Source organism: Caballeronia sp. (assembly GCF_049581465.1).
Taxonomy (GTDB): domain Bacteria; phylum Pseudomonadota; class Gammaproteobacteria; order Burkholderiales; family Burkholderiaceae; genus Caballeronia.
Genome location: NZ_JBAUSA010001257.1, coordinates 1 through 2,490 on the forward strand (window position 1 = coordinate 1; position 2,490 = coordinate 2,490).

Genomic DNA, 2,490 nt, shown 5'->3' on the forward strand with positions numbered 1-2,490 from the left:
GCTTGCGACAATCTCGCCAACGCGCAGAGCGAGATCATGAGCTACGAAGCGGCGCTGGCGTATGTGCCCGAGTATCAGGCACACCTAAGCGATCTGAGCGAGCCGTTTCGCACCGTGCTTGCGACGGGAGCGTCGCTGGGCGGTGCCCGCTATGCGGTTCTGCAACAGCAGGCCGAGCAGGGCCGCCACGCGCTGGCCTCACTCTTCGATCGGTTCGATGTGCTGCTGGCGCCAAGCGCACCCGGTGAGGCTCCCGCGGGCCTCGCTTCGACCGGTGACCCGATCTTCAGCCGCATGTGGACGCTGCTCGGCAATCCTTGCGTGAACGTGCCGGTCGGCACGGGCCCCGCCGGCCTGCCGCTCGGCGTCACGGTGATCGGCCCGCGCTGGCGCGACGATGTGGCGCTGGCCGCCGCCGCGCTTCTGGAACAGGCGGTGGGCGCGCAGTAACGCATGATTTCCTCGGCGCGCAAGGACGGTGTGGCATTGGCGGCCACCACGCTTGGAAGAGCCGCTTGCGGCTGATGGGGTGCGGGGAATGTCCGGCACGGACCGTTCCCCGTTTTCGTTCATGCAGATCAGGCCGCCGCGCCCGCATCGACCGGCTTCGTCCATTCGTTGCCTTTCATGAACGGATCGTATTGGGTATGAACGATGTGATTCGTGTAGTTGCTCATGACCTTCGTTGCCACGCCGAGGATAACTTCGAGCACGTTTTGCCGCGTGTACCCGGCGGTGAGAAACGCGTCGACATCGGCGTCCGACGCGAACCCGCGTTCGCGAACGACGACGGTCGCGAAACGGTGCAGCGCCTGAAGCTTCGCGTCAGGCAAAGGCTTGCCTTCGCGCAGCGCCGCGATGACGCCGGCGTCCATCTTGATCATCTTCGCGAGAGCAGAATGGCCGGCCATGCAGTAATGGCAGTTGTTCTCGAAGTTCGAGGTCAGATAGACGACCTGCTGTTCGTGTGGCGTAAGCGTGCTTTTCGAAAAGAGATCCCACAATGCCGAGTAGCCCGCAAGCAGCTCCGGAGACTCGGCCATGTGGGACTGCAGGTTTGGCACGAAGCCGAAGGTCTTTTTTGCGTCTTCCAAGCCGGGTTTTGAGGCGGCCGGGGCTGTTTCGATCGTGTACGAGTTGAAGGTGCTCATCGTCTGCTCCATTGGGTGAAATCGATGATGAGGATGCTACGCGCGGCGCCAATGCCGCAGAAGACAGCGTTGCGGCATAACGTGCATTCCTGGCGCGCATAGGTCGAACTGACAATAACTTTCGCAGTGGTAAGGAAACGCCCGCCGGCTTGGCCGCGGCTGCTCTGCGGCATAGACGTGACAGGCAGCACTCGAAGGTACGGCGACTGGTAATGTACGCGCCGTTATGGACGATGCAGCCGCTGCTTGGGACTGCGCTGCCCCTATCTCTAGTCTTGAGCGCACCCTTGCCGTGACGCGAGCATGCGACGTCTGGAAACGAAAGACAAGCAATCCTATCGAGGCATAGATCATTTGATCTGGTTGTGTTTTGCGCTCCGATAGTCCGCGATACATCGCGTATGGCATTAACGATCAGGTCAATTGACCGCGTTGGGCATCCCAATTTCGACAGTGCGTGAATACACTGTGAACCAGTGCCTCGTCTGCCCGAGTGCCTTTCAACAGTCAACAGTATGAGTCAAGACCTGCAGCCGCTGGCTGTCGCCAAGCCGCTGAAGGCGCTGGTCGACAAGGAACAGCGGGCGTATGTGGCGAATACGCGTTCACCGACAAGACCTGCCGGCTGCAGTGCCGGTCACCCTTGAAGCACTATTCAGAGGAAAATCATATGCAGTCGACCATCGGGAGTATTGATCTCGACAATTTATTCAGAACTCTCTGGCAGGCACAGCAAGAGTACTTGGCCGACGCCGTACAGCGGTCTGACGTTATCGGCGAATTTATGTCAAACAATTCTGCGGCGGAAGTCGGACAATTTTTGATGAATCTCTATAGATTCAACGTCGGCAGAGGCGCCGAGATCGAAGGAAGGTACCTCGCAAAGCAGTTGGCGCTTTGGTCGAGCATGTGGATGAAGAACGCCGCTGGTCCTATCGTTGAAGCTGATAAAGGTGATCACCGGTTCGACGCTCAGGAGTGGCAGGACTATCCTTGGTTTGACTACATAAAGCAGTCTTATTTGCTTGCATCTAACGCGCTGCTGCAGGTGATTGAGTCTGCCGACCTGGACGACAAAGCCAAAAAGGAGATGGCGTTTTTCGCTCGCCATTTTGTTGACGCCATGTCGCCGGCTAACTATGCACTCACCAACCCCGAAGTGCTCAAACTGGCCGTCGAAACCAAAGGGCAAAGTTTAGTAAGCGGTCTCAAAAGCTTGCATGAAGATCTCAGAAAAGGCTATATCTCGCTTTCGGATGAAACAGCCTTCGAAGTTGGCGGCAACCTTGCAAATACGCCGGGCGCAGTGGTGTACGAAAATGAACTCATACAGTTGATC

3 protein-coding genes and 1 pseudogene are annotated in these 2,490 nt (G+C 58.0%); 3 read left to right on the forward strand and 1 reads right to left on the reverse strand.

Features of this window, described 5'->3' with window-relative positions:
• Window positions 1–450 (forward strand): amidase family protein (locus tag WCA53_RS30530; protein ID WP_423920239.1); only part of this gene is annotated, 450 nt, incomplete at its 5' end.
• A 128-nt stretch (window positions 451–578) separates the two neighbouring features.
• Here WCA53_RS30530 and WCA53_RS30535 read toward each other — a convergent pair.
• Window positions 579–1,151 carry a carboxymuconolactone decarboxylase family protein gene (locus tag WCA53_RS30535; protein WP_423920243.1) on the reverse strand — a complete coding sequence of 191 codons (573 nt, stop codon included), beginning with the start codon at window positions 1,149–1,151 and terminating at the stop codon, window positions 579–581.
• A gap of 515 nt (window positions 1,152–1,666) precedes the next feature.
• Between WCA53_RS30535 and WCA53_RS30540 the strand changes: the two genes are divergently transcribed.
• Window positions 1,667–1,798 carry a hypothetical protein gene (locus WCA53_RS30540; protein WP_423920248.1) on the forward strand — a complete coding sequence of 44 codons (132 nt, stop codon included), beginning with the start codon at window positions 1,667–1,669 and terminating at the stop codon, window positions 1,796–1,798.
• A 23-nt stretch (window positions 1,799–1,821) separates the two neighbouring features.
• Window positions 1,822–2,490: pseudogene (locus tag WCA53_RS30545) on the forward strand (hypothetical protein); the annotation flags it as partial.

Bases quoted from the DNA above. Each gene is read 5' to 3' on its own strand.
- WCA53_RS30535 (WP_423920243.1), bottom strand. From the start codon at position 1,151: ATGAGCACCTTCAACTCGTACACGATCGAAACAGCCCCGGCCGCCTCA.
- WCA53_RS30540 (WP_423920248.1), top strand. From the start codon at position 1,667: ATGAGTCAAGACCTGCAGCCGCTGGCTGTCGCCAAGCCGCTGAAGGCG.